This is a genomic window from Candidatus Omnitrophota bacterium (genome assembly GCA_030688425.1).
In the GTDB taxonomy this organism is placed as follows: Bacteria; Omnitrophota; Gorgyraeia; order Zapsychrales; family JANLHA01; genus JAUYIB01.
Window position 1 is genome coordinate 1 of record JAUYIB010000029.1, and the last position, 2,135, is coordinate 2,135.

Genomic DNA, 2,135 nt, shown 5'->3' on the forward strand with positions numbered 1-2,135 from the left:
CAGGATGGCTTTAAGGCCGTCCACGAGGCCAGAATGGTTGTCAAGGGTCATAGGGTGGCCGTTGAGAAAAAGCGCAAGGATCTCAAGGCTGACGCCCTTGCTTTTGGAAAGCTGGTTGACGGCGAGGCCAAGAGGATCACGGCCATGCTGGAACCGATCGAAAGCCACCTCCAGGCTGAAGAGGATAAGATCACGAAGGAGCTGGAGCGGATCAAAGCCGAAGAGGAAGAAGCCGAACGCCAGCGTGTCCAGGACCGTGTTGACGAACTTGCAAAATATGGCAAGCAGTATCCGTTTTCAGGTGTTCAGTTCATGGACGATTTTATGTATACCGATATGCTCACCAAGGCCAAATCAGATTGGGAAACTGAACAGGCCAGGATCAAGAAAGAGGAAGAGGATCGGAAGATTGAGATTAATCGACTGGCCGACCAGAAGACCGACCAGGACCGGATTGCAGAGGAACAGAGAATTGCACAGGCGAGGATTGACGTTGAAAAGAAAGCATTAGAGGATGCAAAACGGGCAGAGCAAGACCGACAGACCCGGATTGCATTTGAAATTCAAGCAAAAGAGGACGCCCGGATCAATGCCGAGAAAGCCGCAAAAGAAAGGTCCGAGCGGGAGGCTTGGGAAAAGTTTGAGGCCGAAGAAAAGGCCAAGGCAGCCGCCAAAATAAAGGAAATGTTAAAACCGGACAAGGCAAAGCTGAAAGAATGGACGGATATGTTATGGCATATCGCGGCGCCGGAACTTGCAAATGCTAAGGCAAAGGAGATCGCCGGAGAAATTCTTGATGGATTGAGCCTGATCCTTGATTCGTACAAAGCCAGAATAGACGCACTTTAAGGAGGATTTATGGAAATGTTACCGGAAGTTAGACAAGTGAATTTTGAGGAAATGGCCATGACCGCAGAGACAATCAGGCGGCAGGTGAACCTTATTCAAGAAGTTATGGAGAGGGTCATGCAGAAGGATGTCCATTATGGTGTCATTCCTGGATGTGGGACTAAGCCGACACTTTTGAAACCGGGCGCGGAGAAGTTGTCCACCACGTTCCGGTTTGCGCCCAGTTATAAAATAACAAAAACAGAAGCGCCGGGAGGCCATAGGGAATACGAAATCATTTGTACCCTTACCCATATAACCACCAGCCTGATCGTTGGCCAGGGGGTCGGTTCTTGCTCCACAATGGAAGGAAAATACAGGTTTCGTAATTCGGACCGCGTTTGTCCTGAATGTTCCAAGTCCGGCACGATTATCAAGGGCCGGGAGGAATACGGCGGGGGATGGATCTGCTTTGCTAAAAAAGGAGGATGCGGCGCTAAATGGAAGGACGGCGATAAGGCTATTGAATCACAACAGCCAGGCAAGGAAGAACACGACAACCCTGCGGACTATTATAATACTGTCTTGAAAATGGCAAAAAAAAGGGCGCACGTTGACGCAGTTCTGACTGCCACCGCTGCCAGTGATATTTTCACCCAGGATATTGAGGATATGCCGGAGGTCTTCGGGTCTCACCCGGCGCCTGCCAATACATCGCCACTAAAAACAGAGAAGAAAGTCGATCCCGACATATCAACCAAAAAACAGCAGGGCGTTATTTTTAACCTGGGAAAAGACGCTGGACTGTCCACCGAGCAAACCATTAAACTGGTTATGTTTTTTAAGGAAGGCGAAAAACTGATGGCCAAGGAAGCCGACGAGTTGATTGAGAATTTCCCGCAGGTACTTGCGAACTGGAAAGAGGTATCGACATGAACCTGTCATTAACCAAAACGCAAATTGGTCTGATGCCTGCCGATCCTGAATCAGACGAGTACATCCGCAAGCTCAAGCCCGGCCAGGTGATCCACGGCAAGTTCTCAAAGGTGAGGTCGTACAAATTTCATCGTAAATACTTCGCTTTGCTCAACGTCGGCTTTGAGAACTGGAACCCTGCGCCGATCGAAACGCGGTGGGGGATCCCTGAACGCAACTTTGACCAGTTCAGGGAGCAACTAACCATCCTGGCCGGGTATTACGAGACGGTGTTTAAGCTGGACGGAACGTTTAAATTGCGTGCAAAGTCCATATCGTTTGCCAAGATGGATGAGGCGGAGTTTGAAAAGATCTACCAATCCACTATTACC

At 49.5% G+C, this 2,135-nt stretch carries 3 protein-coding genes; all 3 read left to right on the top strand.

Annotated elements, in window-relative coordinates:
- Positions 1–849, top strand: an 849-nt coding sequence (locus tag Q8Q08_11310) for a hypothetical protein (GenBank protein MDP2654600.1), incomplete at its 5' end; no start/stop codon positions are given.
- A 9-nt stretch (positions 850–858) separates the two neighbouring features.
- The gene (locus Q8Q08_11315; GenBank protein MDP2654601.1) at positions 859–1,764 is read left to right on the top strand and encodes a hypothetical protein; all 906 of its coding nucleotides are present in this window, start codon (positions 859–861) and stop codon (positions 1,762–1,764) included.
- Positions 1,761–2,135, top strand: a 375-nt coding sequence (locus Q8Q08_11320) for a DUF1367 family protein (protein MDP2654602.1), incomplete at its 3' end; no start/stop codon positions are given. The genes Q8Q08_11315 and Q8Q08_11320, both read left to right, overlap by 4 nt.